Origin of the sequence: Streptomyces sp. NPDC026673 (genome assembly GCF_040638135.1) — a bacterium.
Lineage (GTDB): Bacteria > Actinomycetota > Actinomycetes > Streptomycetales > Streptomycetaceae > Actinacidiphila.
Map to the genome: position 1 here is coordinate 1 of NZ_JBEZXR010000002.1, position 15826 is coordinate 15826.

Consider the following 15826-nt stretch of genomic DNA (forward strand, 5'->3'; position numbering starts at 1 on the left):
CCAGCCGCCGGCGCCGACGAGCGCCACCACGCCCACGATCAACCCGACCTGCTTGCCGCGCCCCTTCGGGCCGCCCGGCAGACCCCGGCTCATCCCGTCGCCCCGGAGAAGGGGTGCTTGGCCAGCTTGGGGAAGTACGCGGCGCGGAACTTCTTCCCGCACTCCAGGTCCTTCAGCGCGATCCCGATCTCCTGGGTGAGCTTGGCCCGGGCGTCGTCCTTGTCCATGTTCCGGACGCCGCTCGACGGGGTCAGTGCGGCCGTCGCGAACTTCACCATGTCCCCGATGGCGATCGGCTGCGTGGTGGTCACGGCCATCCCCTCGTCCCGCAGGCAGGACGCGAACCGCTGCGCCAGGGAGATCAACTTGGGGTCCCCGTTCAGCGCCTGCCTGGCGGCACGGTCCTGCTCCTGGTTCGCGGCCCGCTCACGATCGAGCTGCGCCTGGGACTTCTCCGGCCCGTAGGCCTTCTCGTGCGCCTCCTTGACGCACCCCGGGAGCATCACCTTCTTCCCGCTGGCGAGTTGCTTCGCGGAGCCCATCGCCTTGTCGTAGGCCTTCCGCTGCGCCGGGGACAGCGCGTCGAGGTAGGCCCGGTCCGGGTTGGCCTCTTGAGCCTCGTGGGCCTTGCTGCCGACAACCGTCGGGTCGTCCGGGTAGACGGCCGGCGCGAAGAAGCCGAAGCCGAACTTCTCCCGGTACTTCTTCGCCAGTGCGTAGTCCTGCCCGTCGACCGGACTGGCGGCGGCCGTCAGGCCCGCCACGCGCGGGGTGTAGGTGAAGCCCTTCTTCCGCATGCAGGCGGCAGTGGCGTTCTGCGACACGTAGATCTGCCTGATCCCCTCGTCGACTCCCTCGGGAATCGCCACCTCGCCCTTCGGGGGCGCCGCGGCCTTCGAGGACGGCGCGCGGTCACCGGAGTCGGCGGGCGCGGCGGAGCCGCCGCCCTGGGAGCATCCGGTGAGCGCGAGCACACCCGCGGCGGCCACCGGCAGGAAAGCTCGCGCCATGCGTATGTGAGCCATGTCGTTCCATCGCTTCGGTCTAAGGGATCGCACGATGCTGTGCACTCCGTCGATGACCTCAACCCGGTGAACGCGTCCGGGGTCATAGCCGCCACGCGCGATGTGACGCAGGTCACGGCGGTAGCCCCGAAGCAAAGGCAAGCCCAAAGATGGTCACGGCACGGGCAAAACCGCGCATGCAGCGACGCCGGATCCGATATGGGAGCGTCCGTCCCGGTGAGTGCCGCGGTGCCCCCCATCAGGCGCACCAGCCGCCCGGCGTCGCTCGCGTGAAGGGGGCGTGAGGCGTCGACTCCCCGCCTCGGTCGCTCCAGGGTCAGGGGGACACGCGCGGCCCGGTGATCGGGTTTCCCCGGGCGTCGTAAGGCCATGGGTTGGCGATGCACCCGTGCAGCCCCTTGATCTGCTGCATCATCACCGGGGCCGGCATGCCCGGTCCGGGACATCCCCGGTGTCCACGCCCGAGGAAGTGGCCCACCTCGTGGTTGATGATCATCGCGTGATAGTCGGCGGGCCGCCCCTCGTACTGAGGGCTGAGCAGGATCCAGCGCTTGATGTTCACCACGACGGTCTGGGCGACATTGCAGTTCAGCTCGCCGTGGGTGTCCAGACCGTAGGCGGCGCACAGGGCATCCGCGGTGTCCGGGGTCGCCGCACGTACCCGGAAGTCGTACGGCGGCCCCTCCACACGCCGGAATGCGACACCGCTCGTCGTCCAGCCCCGTCCGTCGGCCAGTACGCGTTCGACTTCGGCGGCCACGGATGCCGCGGTGAGGCCGCTGCCGTCCTCGGCCTCCACGACGTACCGCAGGGTTCTGCCGTGCCCGACGGTCTCCGATGAGCCGCGGGCGGCGGTGAACGTGCCGGCCCCCTGCTGCGGTATGCGCGGAGGCGGTGGGGGCGACGGGCTGCGCCGGGGACTCGGCGGCGCCGTCGAAGGGCTTGAGCGGTGTGGAGGCGCCGAGGCGGCCGTGGTCGGCGAGGGCCGGCTCTTGTGCGCGGCGACGGCCGGCTCCGCCGTGTCCCGCTCTGTGATGGCGTACACCCCCGCGAGGCACACTCCCAGGATCGCGAGGCAGGGGACGACGAGAACCCCGCGCCGCCTCCTTGCCCGGCGGTGTTTGCTGCGACGGTGCTTCATGCCTCGAACTACACAGGGCCGCCGGTGAAGCAGCGGTGAGCACCGGGACTCACACCGTCCTCACGCGACGCGATGCAGGGTGGCGGCCCGGGAAGCGCTGTTGGCGCGGACGCAAAGAGCCTGCTGCCGCCGAACAGGCGGCACGGAAACGGCTGATGGGAGGGGCGCAAGGGCAAGACGATCCGGCCGAGCGGACGCTGACGGCCGCGTGAGGACAGCGTCGGGTACCGCTTGCCGAAGCCGGGCTCTCAGGCCTGCCCGGCCCCGCTGAGGATGTCGCGTGCGCGAGCCGGGCCGGTCCGTTCCGGCTCGGGCCGTTTGACCGGGGCGGGCTGCGTCCCCTGTTCCTGGAACCGGCGGGGGAGGGCGACGGTGACGGTCAGACCGCCCTTCGGGCGTGGAACGGCGTTGGCCTCGCCGCCGTGGGTGTGGGCGATCGCCCGGACGATGGACAGGCCCAGGCCGCTTCCCCTGGCGGAACCGACGCGGTCGGTGAGCCTGCGGAAGGGCTGGAAGAGGGTGGGCACCTCGTGCGGGGCGATCGGGGGCCCGGTGTTGGTGACGGTCAGCACCGCCGCTTCGGGACTGAGGCGGGTGGTGACGCGGACGGTGCCGCCGTGCTGGTTGTAGCGGATGGCGTTGTCGACGAGGTTCCGCGCGAGCTGCTCCAGCAAGGTGGGGTCCCCCCGCAGTGGTGCGGCGTCGAGATCACCGGACAGGGCGACGCCGGCTTCCCGTGCCGATGCCGCGGCGTCGTCGAGGACCGCTCCGGCCACGACGCGAAGGTCGGTGGGCAGGCGCTCCACCACGCCGCTGTCCGAGCGGGCGAGCGCGAGGAGGGCATCGATGAGGCGCTCTTGGCGGGCGTTGACCTTCAGCAGGTCCGCACCGAGGTGACGCACGGATGGCGTGGCGTCGCGGCGGTTCATGGCCACTTCGACGAGTGTGCGGTTGAGCGCGATCGGCGTCTTCAACTCGTGCGCGGCATTGGCGATGAAGCGGCCCTGACCGGCGAACGACTCGTCCAGACGTTCCAGCATGCGGTCGAAGGAGTCGGCGAGGGTCTTGACCTCACCGGGCGGTGCCGCCAGAGCGATGCGCCGGTGCAACGTGCGCCCGGCCACCCGCTCGGCGGTGCGCGTGATCTCCGCGAGCGGCCGGAGCAGTCGTCCGGCCACGCACCAACCGGCCGCTGTGGCCGCGATTCCGACGCTGACGACGACCAACGACCCCCACTTCAGCAACCACCACACATCACCGTGCAGCAGAACCGGATCGACGGCACGGTTCTCGCCCGCCACTACCTTGAACTCACCCCTGCGCTCCGGCGCCACCACTGCGTAGAGCTCCGAATGCGCTTCGGGCGAAACCTCGGGCTGGTCCCAGTGCAAGTAGCGGACGACAAGCAGCACGGTGGCCGCGAGCACGGCCGAGGCGGCGACGAAGAACATCAGGCCGAACACGGCGGTCAGCCGCACACGCAGGCTGCCGCGGTGAGCGGCGACCCACAGGAAGGGGTAGGCCACCGCCCCCCGGGTCCGGCGCCGCTGACCACGGCGCGTCCGATGCGTCGTCGCCGCCCGCGATGCCCGGCCGCCGTCCCGGACGGACGTCATCCCGTTCGACGTCGGCCGGTTCGACGTCGGCCCGTTCGGCGTTGGCGAACGCAGGAAGCCGGCCGAGGCGAACTTCCGCACTGCGGCCCCAGAACCCATCCCGTCCACCATCCTCCGCTCGGCGATGTTCCCACGCCTCAGTATCCGAATCGGGCGTGAGCCGGAGGTGAGCGTCCGGGCTCACGGGCTGCTCACCGGGCGCCTGTTGGGATACCGGCAGCAGCGTCACCTGGGATCTCACGGACTGTGCCCAAAGGACGCCACCTCTGGACGATGGGAAGACGAGAAATGCGTGCAGTGACAGCGCTCGCCAAGCTGTTCGGCCCTCCGGCGCTCGTCGTCGCCGCGGCGGCGGCACTGGCGGGATGCGGCGGTGGGGGCACGAATGGCGCGCAGGTGGCGAGTGTGCCGGACGGCACGTCGAGCTCCGCCTCGGCACCGGCCGCCAAGGATGCCGACTTCATGCCCTTCGTGCGGTGCCTGCGCGAACACGGTCTCGATGTGAAGGACCCCGACCCCGACGCCGAGGACGGGACCATCGTCGCCATGGCCGACGGAAGCGGCGTGCCCGTCACGGACCCCGCCTACACGGCGTGCCAGTCGAAGTGGCCGGCCATCGACCCCGGTCCCCTCTGGAAGCCGGCGGACATCGAGAAGCTCAAGCGGTTCGCCGTGTGCATGCGGGAGAACGGGTCCAAGGACTATCCCGATCCCGACCCGGAGACCGGCGAGCAGCCCGACGACTCGACGTACAACCAGAAGCTCGACCCGAATGCTCCGAAGGCCTGGACGGCCTGCGACCACCTCTACCCGCAGTCCGAGAACGACGGCGTCGCCGGATGAGTCGCCGCAAGGGCTCCGGCAAGGGACGCCGCACTCTTCTCGTTCTCGGCGGGACGGCGGCCGTGGCCGTGGTGGTACTGGCCGGTGCGGCCTCCTCCGGCGTTCTCGGCGGCCGCACCAAGACCGCCGCGCCCAGCGCGTCCCCTCCTGCCACCGCGGAGGTGACACGGAAGACCATGGAACGCTGGATCACCGTGCCGGGCGCCGTGACGTACGGCTCCGCACAGCCCTTGACCGGACACGCCCAGGGCACCGTCACCTGGCTGCCCGCATCGGGCACCGTACTCCGCCGGGGCGACGCGCTGGCCCGAGTCGACAATCGCCCCGTCGTCCTGCTCTACGGCAAGCTCCCTGCCTACAGGGAACTGGCGCCGAACACCAAGGGCGAGGACGTCGAGGAGTTCACGACCAACCTCAGTGCCCTGGGCTACGGCGGCTTCACACCCGGTGACGACACGTACACCGCCGGAGTCGAAGCCGCCGTCAAACGCTGGCAGAAGGCCCTGGGCGGTGCCGAGACCGGCAGGATCGCCCTCGGTGACGTGGTGTACGCCGACGGTGCGCGCAGGGTCGCCCAGCGCGGTGCGGCGATCGGTGCAGCCGCCGTACCCGAGTTGCTGACCGTGACCGGAACCACCCCGCGGGCAAAGCTCACCGTTCCCGTCGAGGACGCCGAGCTGGCGGTCAAGGGCGTGCGGCTGAAGGTGTCCACCACCGGCGGCGGGAGCACGGACGCCACGGTCATCGCGGTCGGCGGCCCGCACACCGACGACAGCGGCGGGAACGTCCAGGACGTCACCGTCTCCCTGGCCGACCCCTCGGCCGTGAGCAGTGGGACCGGCCGCGGTTCCGGCACCCTCACGGGTCGTTACCTCGCCGGCCGGCACGAGAACGCTCTGACGGTCCCCGTGTCGGCACTCCTGGCGCTGTCCGGCGGAGGTTACGGCGTGGAAACGCTGGACGGCCACGGGCGCGGTCATGTCGTCGCCGTACGTCTCGGGCTGTTCGTCGACGGACGCGTCGAGGTGACCGGTGACGGGCTGGCCCCCGGTACCAAGGTGGGAACCGCGCGATGAACGCCGAACCCGTCGTGGTCCTGGACCGGGTGAGCCGTGGCTACGGCGGTGTCGCCGCCGTGCGCGATGTCAGCCTGACGGTGGGGCCCGGTGAGGCGGTTGCCGTCGTCGGCCCGTCCGGCTCGGGGAAGTCCACGATGCTCAACCTCATCGGCACGCTGGACCGGCCGACCTCGGGCACGGTCACCGTCGCCGGGCACGAAGTGGGCCGGCTGAGCGACCGCCGCCTGTCCGCCCTGCGTGCCAGGTACATCGGTTTCGTCTTCCAGCAGTTCCATCTCCCGGCCGGATTCCCGATCGTCGAAGCGGTGGCCGACGGCCTGCTGTACAGCGGCGTGGCCCGGCGGGAACGGACCCGCCGTTCCCTGGCCGCCCTGTCCCGCGTCGGCCTCGGACACCGGACCGACCACCGGCCGCATGAACTCTCGGGCGGCGAGCGGCAACGAGCCGCGATCGCCCGCGCCATCGTCGGCGAGCCGCCACTGCTGCTCGCCGACGAACCCACCGGCAACCTCGACACGGCCTCCGGTACGGCCGTCATGGAGCTTCTCGGCGAGTTGCACACCGCCGGCACGGCCCTGGTCCTGATCACCCACGACGCCGAGGTGGCGGCTCGGCTGCCGCGCCGGATCGAGTTCCGGGACGGCGCCGTGGTCGGCGATCGTGCCACAGGTGCGGCGGACGACGCCGGAAAGGGTTCGTCGACGGCCGGATTCGCCGGCCGGGTCGCCCTTGCCCGCGGCGGCGACCTCGGCCACCACACCGCGACGGAGGTGCCCCACTGATGCAGACGACCAGTCCGCCCCTGACCCCGTTCCGGCTGCGGCCGCGCGACGTACTACGGGTCGGCGGCACCGGATTGCGGTACCGGCCCGTTCGGGCAGTGCTGTCCGCGCTCGGCATCGCCATCGGCATCGCGGCGATGACCGCCGTCGTCGGGATCTCCAGTTCCAGTCGCACGGCACTCGACCGGGAACTGGCCGCCCTGGGAACCAACCTGCTCACCGTGGGCCCGGGCAAGGACCACGGCACGGGGCAGAGGGTCGCGCTCCCGGAGACGGCCCCGGCCATGATCCGCCGGGTCGGCCCGGTGCAGTCGGTCGCCGCGGTCGCCCGGCTTCCGCGCGCCAACGTCTACCGCAACGAGCACATCCCCACGGCGCTCAGCGGCAGCATCGCCGTCTACGCGGCGACGCAGGGCCTGCCGGAGGCGCTGCGCGTCTCCCTGGCCGTCGGGGACTGGCCCAATGCCGCCCAGGCGAAGCTGCCCGTCGTGGTTCTCGGCGCCGGCACCGCCAATACCCTGGGCATTCACGAACTGCGTGGCGCCTCGGCCGCGGAGGGCCCGAACGGCGTTCAGGTGGTGCTCGACGGCAGTCGCTTCACCGTCGTAGGAATCCTCGCCCCGGCCGCTCTCGCGCCCGAACTGGATCGGGCCGCGCTCGTCGGCTGGGAAGCCGCCCGTACGGAGCTGGGCTTCGACGGACACCCGACGACCGTGTACGCCCGTGTCCGGGACGACGCTGTCACCGATGTGCACGGCGTCCTCGCCCCCACGGCCAACCCCGAGCACCCCGAACTGGTGGCGGTCTCCAGGCCCTCCGACGCCCTCGTGGCCAAGAACGCGTCGGAGCGGGCCTTCACGGGACTGTTGCTGGGCCTGGGCTCGGTCGCCTTGCTGGTCGGCGGGATCGGCGTCGCCAACACCATGGTCATCTCGGTGCTGGAGCGCCGCACCGAGATCGGCCTGCGCCGCGCCCTGGGTGCCACACAAGGGCAGATCCGGCTGCAGTTCCTCGCCGAGTCGCTCCTGCTGTCCGCACTCGGCGGAGTGGCGGGTGTACTCCTCGGAATCCTCGTGACCGGCGTGTACGCCACAACGCAGGGGTGGCCGACCACCGTGCCGGTCTGGGCCTCCGCGGGAGGCACCACCGCCACGCTGGCCATCGGCGGTCTGGCCGGCTTGTACCCGTCGGTCCGTGCCGCGCGCATGTCTCCGACGGAGGCGCTGGCCGGCACGTGAAGGAGCGTTCCCGGTGGTTCCGGTGGGCGGCCGGGACCACGGAGCGGACGCGGCCTGTTCCACGCCACGAAGACCGCCCGGCACAACACGCCCGAGTGGCCTCCGCCGGGACAACCCCGGAGAACGGCCCGGATACAACGGTCTGAAAACGATCTCCCGGCTCCAGGCGCGGAGTTGCCCGCCCGGCCGCCCGGCCGGCGACCGCTCCTGCAACGGCTCCACATCAGCCGACCGGCCACCATCCGTCCGGGCCCCGGGCCCCGGGCCCCGGGCCTGTCCACGACCACCGCGTCGATCAGCCCGGGGCGACCAGCAGGGGCGGAAGATCTGCTTCCGCCTCCGGCGCGACGTCGAAGACTTCAACGGCTTCACCGGAAGCCCTCGCGCCGCGACCATCGAATCCTCACGATCCCGGCCCATCCGCGGGCCCGCCCCGGCGACAGCGCCCCATCAGGCGCACCAACCGCAGACGCAAGCCCAAGCCCCTTGGTACCCGGACGCCAACAGGCCACCTGACACCCGGTACTTGAGTGACGCGCCTCACAGGTCACCACCACCCATACGAAAGGCGCGTGAGGGGTGCGGCGACCGCGCCGGCCGGCAGTCAAGCCTTTTGGCCAACACGAGAAACGGGCCCCCGACTGCGACTTTCGTCACGGTCGGAGACCCGTCTCCGCTATGTGGGGCACCGACGAAATGCGCTGATCAGGCGCATTGATGAATCAGCCGGACTCCGTATCCCACGCTCATTGTGATCGATTCCCACCGCAGGGCGTCTACCTGCCAGTCCATCTCGAGCCACGGGATGGCCGGCCCAGCCGAAGCATGGCCCAACTTGGCTGTTTCACGTCCTCTGAACGCTTGCGCAACTGGGAGATCCCAGCGAACCGAGGCGCCTCATCGGTACCCTCACCCACGGAGCAGGCGAGCAGATGGGATGCGGTCCAATGGAGCAACAACGCGACCCCGCAGACCTCGCCGTCGCCGGCTGCGGTTGGCTGCTACTGATGGCCGCCGGGTGGCTGATCGGGGCCGTGATCTCGGAAACCCTGCTCCACGGCTCTCCCGCAGGCCAGATCATTCGGTGGGGACTGACGGGGTTCGCCGGCGTGATCGGCTTCGCATGGGCTCGACGGCGGCTCCGGTAGCGCCCTGTCCCCGCGGAGCCCGTCGCCGGTTCAGCCGCAGGTGATCCGAGCATTGCCGGTGTATATGGGCCCTTGAGGCTTTGCCCATATGTACTTGCCGTTACTGTTCCTCAGGGAAGCATGCCCGATTCGCGCCCGGTAGGTCTGCGTTCCAGTACCGGATGCGCATTTCCACCGCGGCACATGTAGGCCACATTTAGGGTTGAGTGCATCAAAGTCCTCAGACTTGCAATAAATGCATGAAAATGAATCCGGTGACTCTGGGGGCGGCGGGTCGGCGTCCCGAGCTGGAAGTGGTGCGGGCGGTCAGCGCGGTGTGGGCCTGTAGGTAGGTGCGGCAGCACTTCCGGCCGGCGCCCTGCACCCTGGTGTCAGGGCCAGACCCTCTACCGGGCTGTGGACCCACTCCAACACCCGTTGGCCACCTCGACCGGCATCTGCCCCACCTGCCCGCGCGAGTGCTCATCTACGGAAAAGACCATGACGGCGTCCGCTCTAGCTGGCGAGTTGTTCCAGCCTCTGTTCACCATCGGGTCTGCTGCACGATCGGGTGACATCTGAACTGGTATGCCCTGTGGGGCGGGTGGGAAGGATGCCGTCGCGCCCAAGCCCCATCCGGAAGAGTTCCGCCAAGACGTCGTGCGAGTCGCGAGGAACCGTGGCCCGGGGGTGACGGTCGAGCAGGTGGCCACCGACTTCGGCGGAAGCAGACGTCCACCACGAGTCAGGCCGCAAAGTCGTCCCTCGCGAAGCGCTACCTCTTCGGCTTCGATGCGCGCCTCGCCGTCACGCGGGATACCCAGCACATCAAGCCGCTTTGCGGCGACGGGACACCTGATCCCGACCTGTTGCCCGCTCTCGTTCTCGGTCTCTGCCTGGACGAGCCGGGAGAGCGCCCCACGTACAACGGGCTGAAGACCATCAGCCGCCTCCGGGAACGCGGCTGTACACCCGTTACCTGGCCGGTGACCCCGCCTGCAACAACGCCGAACCCCATGAATGGCAGTTGCCCGTCCGTGCCCTGGGCTACAAGCCCGTCTACGACTACCGGGTGGACCAGCTCGGCGATCAAGGCGGAGCCCAGGGGTCGATCCTCGTCGCGGGCACCTGGTACTGCCCCTCGATGCCCGAGCCCCTCATCGAAGCCACCAGCGACCTGCACGCCGGCCGCATCGACCGTGAAACCTGGGTAGCCCACATCGCCGCCCGTAAGCCGTACCGCCTCATGCCCAAGGAAAGTAAGGACGCCGAGGGACACCAGCGCATGATGTGCCCGGCCGAGGCAGGCAAGGTGCAGTGCCCGCTCAAACCGCGCTCGCTCGGGCGCGGCGTCCACCTCCCGCTCGTCGACCCACAGCCGAGTCCGACCAGGCCTCTCAAGGTCTGCCGTCAGCGCGCCATCACGCTCGCCCCAGAAGAAGGGGCCGAGTACTGGCAAGCGCTGGACTACGGCGATGAGCAGTGGCAGAAGATCTACTTCCGTCCTCGCAACAGCGTCGAGGGCCACGCCAACCGCCGGAAGATCACGGCGTGGCTGGACAGCCTGGCCCGCGGCGGACAGCGTCCCGTCAGGCGCACCAACCGCAGGCGCAAGACGAAGCCCCTTGGCACCTGGACGCCAACCGGCCACCTGACACCCGCCACTTGAGTGACGCGCCTCACAGATGAACATCACCCATACGAAAGAGCCCCCTCACTGACCGCAAACGGCCAAGCGGGGGGGCTCCAGTGCGTGAGGGAAGCGGCGACCGCCCCAGTCGACGGGCTGACCCCTTGATCAACACAAGAAACGGGCCCCCGACTGCGACTTTCGTCACGGTCGGAGACCCGTCTCCGCTATGTGGGGCACCGACGAAATGCGCTGATCAGGGGCTTACATTCCTCCTGTGAAGATCGTTTCCCACACTCACCAAGATCGTTTCCCGCGGGCCAGCTCACCCACATGATCCGCGACGGCTACCAAAGAGGCCCACATCTGCCGTTTCAGCATCTTGATCTTGTTGTTGTGTTCCTCAACCGTGCCAGAGCTGTAGGGCAGGCTCAGGCCGTCGGCGACCACGGCGTCAGGTCCTGGCTCAAGCCGCCTGCGAAGGTATGGAGGGCGGGCAGGTCGTCGCTGCGGACGTCGTTGATCCACTGGTTGAGTCGGCAACCCTGGCGGTTATTCAACAACTCGGCGAAAGCGCGGACGTGGACGGCGGTCCGATCGAGCTCGGGGCAGCGCGTGGCGATCTACTTAAGCCGCTGGGCCGGTCGGTTCCCAAGTGGTCGGGGCGCCTGGTGATCCAGCTCTCACATTCCGGACTGAAGGCTCTCTGCGAGGCGGAGCTGTCGACAGCAGACGACGCCGCCACGGGACCGAGGCGGCTACCAGGGGAGCGGTGTTCCGTCCCAGGAGAAGAACGCGCCGGTGGGCCCGTCGTCAGGCAGCATCGCCAGCCTGACGGCGCCGGCGGCGGCCTCCGCGGGGTCCCCGCCTGCCGCGGCGGCCGCGGCATTCAGATCGGTCCGCCGCAGACCAGGTGCCAGGGCGTTGATCTTGATGCCGTCCTCGGCAAGGCTCTGGGCGTAGAACACGGTCAGCGCGTTCAGGGCCACCTTCGATGAGCGGTAGGAGGCGAAGCCACCCCGGTAGCCGGAGTGCTCGGTCACTGCGGCTGCGAGCGACCCGGTCCCGCTGGAGATGTTCACGATCCTCGGATGGGCCGAGCGTCGCAGGGCCGGCAGGAGCGCGTTGGTCACCGCGACCACACCGAATACGTTCGTCTCAAAAATGCGACGGAAGGTGTCGGCGTCCTCGTCCTGCGCGGCCCTGCCTTCTGCAGAGGAGACACCCGCATTGTTGATCAGGACGTCCAGAACATCGATATGGTCCGCCACCGCCGCGACACTCACGGGATCGGTGACGTCGAGGACCAGCGGTCGCGCGTCACCGCCGATGTCGGCGACGGCTTGTTCCGCACGTTCCGCGTCTCGCGACCCCACGTAGACGGTCAGCCCGGCCTGCACGAACTGCCGGGCAATTTCTTTGCCGATGCCTTTGTTGGCTCCTGTGACCAGCACAGTCGAGATATCCATGCCGCCAGTCTCTTCACCGGCCGAGGACGCAACCAGGGATAATCGATACCACCCGGACACAGTGGAGGAGGCCACCGGTGGCCCGAGACGAACTGGCCCGCTTCTTGCGTGGCCGTCGCGCAGGTCTGCGCCCCCAGGACGTCGACCTGCCAACAGGGTCACGTCGCCGCACCGGAGGCCTGCGCCGGGAAGAGATCGCGGACCTTGCGCACATGTCGGTCGACTACTACGTCCGCCTGGAACAGGCGCGCGGGCCACGTCCCTCCCCGCAGATCCTCGACGGCCTTGCGACGGCTCTCCGCCTTGACCCCGCCGAACGCAGCCACATGTTCCTGCTGGCCGGCCAGACCCCCCGTCCGCCCACGGCACCCCCGCGGCGTGTACGAGGGCACGTCGCCGGCCTGATCCATCGGCTCCCGGACACTGCCGCCCTGGTCACCGCGGCGAACTACGACGTCCTGGCCTGGAACCCACTGGCCCAAGCGCTGCTCGGCGACCTGGACTCCAGGCCGAACCTGGCGCGACGCCGCTTTCTGCTCCGCGAGCACGTCTTGACCACAGGCCATGAGGACTTCGCTGAAATCGCGGTCTCCCGTCTGCGTACCGCCGCCGACCGCTATCCCCATGACGAGGGCCTGTCCGACCTCCTGACGGACCTTACGGCTGGCAGCCCGGAGTTCCGCGAGATCTGGGCTTCGCCCTCTCTGCGCATCCCCGGACACCGCACAAAGACCATGGTCCATCCCGAACTCGGAGAGCTCCGCATCAACTGTGACGTGCTCACCCTCCCCGAGGACGACCAACAAGTGCTGTTCATGACGGCCGACCCCGACACCTCGACCGCTCGCGCCCTGCGCCGTCTGTCCGGCCGGTGAACCTTGATGCGTTCTCCCTGGCTGGCAATCCATAGTTGGCCAGGTAGCGAGGCGGTGACGGTTGCCCCCCGTGGCCTCAGTGGTTCGGACGCTGGTCGGGCTCACATCTGATCCGCGGCCACGGTCTTCAAGTGCGGCTGAATCCGCAGATTCGAGCCCTCAGAAACGCTCTGAACAGCGGTAACGCCTTCATTTCTGATGGTGAACATCAGCAGCAGACCATTTCCGCACTTTCAGATCAGATTCCGCCCGTACCCACCCTCTCCAGGGCACGTGCGAGAGGTGCGAGAAGTGCGACGCAACAAGCGTCAGCGGTCGCACCTCTCCCACCTGTGCGACAGCGTTCCCGTCAGTCGCACCACTCTTCCTGACCACCGCGCTGAGCACTTCTTCCAAGCCGCTCAGACGAACGCGGTCTGCCCGTGCTCACCGGTGAAACCCCGTCGGCGGTATCACCACCGAAATCAAGTCATTCAGCCGCTAGAGGTTCTGTCTCGTCGGGGCAGGACTCCGTTGAGGATGAGGTCGACGGTTCCGGTCATCTCCCCGGTGAGGTCGAAGGGTGCCGGCTCTTCGGCGGCCCATGCGGTGAGGATGACGTAGTACGACGAGGACAGGAGCAGGCCGACCCGGTCCGCGTTGACGGCCGGGTCGATCTCGCCTTTGTGCTGTGCCCCGCTGATGATGCCGGCGAACTCGACGGCGAGCGGCGAGCGCTGCCAGATGTTCGTCGAGTGCACCGACCCGAGGATCACGGCCACGCTCTCCGGCCGGGACGCGTCGCTGAGCCGGCCCATCTCGGTGAAGTACCGCACCAGGATCTCCCGGGCGGACGAGTCCGGGCCTGCGGCGTAGGCAGCTTCGATGGCCTTCTCCCGGCGGCGGACAGCCCATTCCTGCAGGAAGGCGACCTTGCGGGGGAAGTGGTTGAAGACCGTGGTCCGGGCGACGTCTGCCCGCTCGGCGATGTCCTCCATCGTCGTTCCCTCGTACGTCTTCTCGACGAACAGTGCCAGGGCGACGTCGTACAACTCAGCGCGGCGCCGCTCCCGCTGACGTGCGCGGCGATCCTGCGGCGGCGACTCGGGGGCTGCTGAAGTGCCGTTCTTCATGATCGATATCTGCTCTCTTCCGACTTGACAAGTGTACTCCAGTCCGTAAGTGTACCCGAGTACAGACTTGAACCCGGAGGCAATTTTGGACCGGGGAACAATGTTGTATCCGGATTCATCAACGCGCCAGGAGACGACCATGATCATGCCCCTCAACCAGCAGACCCAGTACCTGACCGTCGACGGCGGTCGCATCGCGTACGAGGTGGCCGGTGACGGTCCGCTGGTGGTGCTCGCCCACGGCATGGGGCAGAGCCGCGCGGCCTACCGGTTCGTCGCGCCGCAGCTGGTCGCGGCCGGATACCGGGTCGCCGCGGCCGACCTGCGCGGCTGCGGCGAGTCGGCCGCGGCGTGGCCGTCGTACTCCCGCACCGATATCGCCGGCGACCTGCTCGCCCTGATCCGCCACCTCGGCGGCCCGGCCGTGCTCATCGGTCACTCCATCGCCGGGGGCGCCGCCACCATCGCTGCCGCTCAGGAGCCCGGCCTGATCACCGGAATCGTCGAGATCGCGCCGTTCACCCGTGCCCAGGCAATGAAGCTCGGCGACCTCAGCAACAGGTCGTACCGCCGGGGCGCCTACCGGATGGCCGGCGCGATGCTGGGCAGCGTGACGCAGTGGCTCGGCTACCTCGACCACGCCTACCCGGGCCGCAAGCCCGCGGACTGGACCGAGCGGCAGGCCCGCATCGCGGCCGAACTGCGAGAGCCTGGCCGGATGAAGGCACTCCAGTCGATGCTCAAGACCTCACCGGCCGACGCCGGGGCGAAGCTCGCCGATGTGCGCTGCCCGGTGCTGATCGTCGAAGGCTCCCTCGACCCCGACTGGACCGACCCGCGGGCCGAGGGCGAGGCCATCGTCGCGGCGCTGCCCGCCGGGATCGGCCGGCTCGCGATGGTCGATGGCGCCGGTCACTACCCGCACGACCAGTTTCCCGAGCAGACGGTGGCTCTGATCGCCTCGTTCCTGCAGGAGAACACCCGTGCCTGAGCCCACTGACGTCCCGGCCGCAACCACCGTGGACAACTCGCGCGGGCCGAACGCCGATGACCGGGACTTCCGCGGCGTGGTCACCGGCCGGCCCGCGGTCTGGCTGCGCGTCGAAGGTCTTGCCGTGGCCATCGCCGCACTGGTGCTCTTCGCCACGACCGACGAACCATGGTGGCTGGTTCCCGCGTTGTTCCTCGTCCCGGACCTGTCCTGGTTCGCCTACCTCGCCGGCCCGAAAGTCGGCGCCTGGGTCTACAACCTCATGCACACCGCACCGCTGCCTCTCGCCCTGATCGTCGCGGGCGCCACTAGGGAACACACCTCACTGATCGTGGCCGGCGCCATCGGCCTGTTCCATCTCGGTTTCGACCGCGTCCTCAAGTACGGGGTCAAGTACGACCACAGTTTCATCGTCACCCACCTCGGCATCCACGGCCCCGACAAGCGCCGGTAGACCAGGGCCGACCGCGCACCGGCAGCCGACCCGGCTTCGATCGCGCCTGGAAGAACGTCGCCCAGAGCGTGATGCCGCCCGCCGGCTGCGGGCGTGGAAGCGTCGTCTTCGGCCAGGATCCGACCGGTCACCGCGATGGCCTGCAGATAGTGGTTGGAGCCGGTTGAGACTTACGCCGGTGCCGCTCGTACAGCGCTGGGCAAGCCTCCGATTGGCCCGCACCTCCGACGGGCGCTTCGGCGCGCTTGCGCAGCCGGTCTTAACGTGAGTAGGCAGAGGGTGTCACCCGGTTGCCGGCAACGATGCCGACCACCACCGCACGATCCGTGTTCGTCCCCTTGGGGGGGGGCACAGCTTCGCTCCAACCACCCAAGGTCTCCCAGGTTGGCTGTTGCCTCCGCCCATCGTCCAGGATCGGCAGGGCACCCTAGCCTCGTTGCGCAT

Annotated in this window: 14 protein-coding genes; 8 read left to right on the forward strand and 6 right to left on the reverse strand. The window is 69.3% G+C overall.

The genetic code is table 11. The features are described 5' to 3' along the window. Nucleotides 1–89: 89 nt before the first annotated feature. From AB0F62_RS01540 to AB0F62_RS01550, 3 genes are all read right to left on the reverse strand, one after another. On the reverse strand, nucleotides 90–1025 hold the full coding sequence (locus AB0F62_RS01540) for a hypothetical protein (RefSeq protein WP_361790835.1): 936 nt from the start codon (nucleotides 1023–1025) through the stop codon (nucleotides 90–92). A gap of 316 nt (nucleotides 1026–1341) precedes the next feature. Continuing rightward, nucleotides 1342–2166: a DUF3152 domain-containing protein gene (locus AB0F62_RS01545; protein WP_361790838.1), complete on the reverse strand. Its 825-nt coding sequence runs from the start codon at nucleotides 2164–2166 to the stop codon at nucleotides 1342–1344. 248 nt (nucleotides 2167–2414) lie between these two features. Beyond that, entirely contained in the window at nucleotides 2415–3692 is a 1278-nt protein-coding gene (locus AB0F62_RS01550; RefSeq protein WP_361790841.1) for a HAMP domain-containing sensor histidine kinase, read from the reverse strand. A 378-nt stretch (nucleotides 3693–4070) separates the two neighbouring features. Here AB0F62_RS01550 and AB0F62_RS01555 point away from each other — a divergent pair, with 378 nt between their 5' ends. The 5 genes from AB0F62_RS01555 (at nucleotide 4071) to AB0F62_RS01575 (ending at nucleotide 10520) form a co-directional block, all read left to right on the forward strand. Next, nucleotides 4071–4625, forward strand: a complete 555-nt coding sequence (locus tag AB0F62_RS01555) for a hypothetical protein (protein WP_361790844.1) — start codon at nucleotides 4071–4073, stop codon at nucleotides 4623–4625. Beyond that, nucleotides 4622–5701 (forward strand): peptidoglycan-binding protein, encoded by a 1080-nt coding sequence (locus AB0F62_RS01560; RefSeq protein WP_361790847.1) that lies wholly within the window; start codon nucleotides 4622–4624, stop codon nucleotides 5699–5701. Before AB0F62_RS01555 ends, AB0F62_RS01560 begins: the two co-directional genes overlap by 4 nt. Next, nucleotides 5698–6486, forward strand: coding sequence for an ABC transporter ATP-binding protein (locus AB0F62_RS01565; protein WP_361790850.1), 789 nt, complete (start codon nucleotides 5698–5700; stop codon nucleotides 6484–6486). Before AB0F62_RS01560 ends, AB0F62_RS01565 begins: the two co-directional genes overlap by 4 nt. Beyond that, nucleotides 6486–7724 carry an ABC transporter permease gene (locus tag AB0F62_RS01570; protein WP_361790853.1) on the forward strand — a complete coding sequence of 413 codons (1239 nt, stop codon included), beginning with the start codon at nucleotides 6486–6488 and terminating at the stop codon, nucleotides 7722–7724. Before AB0F62_RS01565 ends, AB0F62_RS01570 begins: the two co-directional genes overlap by 1 nt. A 2154-nt stretch (nucleotides 7725–9878) precedes the next feature. After that, on the forward strand, nucleotides 9879–10520 hold the full coding sequence (locus tag AB0F62_RS01575) for a hypothetical protein (protein ID WP_361790856.1): 642 nt from the start codon (nucleotides 9879–9881) through the stop codon (nucleotides 10518–10520). Nucleotides 10521–10778: 258 nt separating this feature from the next. On the opposite strand, the gene AB0F62_RS01580 is transcribed toward AB0F62_RS01575, so the two are convergent. Beyond that, complete coding sequence (locus AB0F62_RS01580) at nucleotides 10779–10931, reverse strand: hypothetical protein (RefSeq protein ID WP_361790859.1); 153 nt, start codon at nucleotides 10929–10931, stop codon at nucleotides 10779–10781. Nucleotides 10932–11239: 308 nt separating this feature from the next. Beyond that, nucleotides 11240–11950, reverse strand: coding sequence for an SDR family NAD(P)-dependent oxidoreductase (locus tag AB0F62_RS01585; protein ID WP_361790862.1), 711 nt, complete (start codon nucleotides 11948–11950; stop codon nucleotides 11240–11242). A 77-nt stretch (nucleotides 11951–12027) separates the two neighbouring features. Between AB0F62_RS01585 and AB0F62_RS01590 the strand changes: the two genes are divergently transcribed. After that, on the forward strand, nucleotides 12028–12825 hold the full coding sequence (locus AB0F62_RS01590; protein ID WP_361790865.1) for a helix-turn-helix transcriptional regulator: 798 nt from the start codon (nucleotides 12028–12030) through the stop codon (nucleotides 12823–12825). Between the two features lie 473 nt (nucleotides 12826–13298). Here the strand turns inward: AB0F62_RS01590 and AB0F62_RS01595 are convergent, their stop codons facing one another. After that, complete coding sequence (locus AB0F62_RS01595; protein ID WP_361790868.1) at nucleotides 13299–13937, reverse strand: TetR/AcrR family transcriptional regulator; 639 nt, start codon at nucleotides 13935–13937, stop codon at nucleotides 13299–13301. 139 nt (nucleotides 13938–14076) lie between these two features. Here AB0F62_RS01595 and AB0F62_RS01600 point away from each other — a divergent pair, with 139 nt between their 5' ends. After that, complete coding sequence (locus tag AB0F62_RS01600) at nucleotides 14077–14928, forward strand: alpha/beta hydrolase (RefSeq protein WP_361790871.1); 852 nt, start codon at nucleotides 14077–14079, stop codon at nucleotides 14926–14928. Then, complete coding sequence (locus AB0F62_RS01605) at nucleotides 14921–15382, forward strand: DUF4260 domain-containing protein (protein ID WP_361790874.1); 462 nt, start codon at nucleotides 14921–14923, stop codon at nucleotides 15380–15382. The genes AB0F62_RS01600 and AB0F62_RS01605 overlap by 8 nt, the downstream gene beginning before the upstream one ends. Nucleotides 15383–15826: the final 444 nt, after the last annotated feature.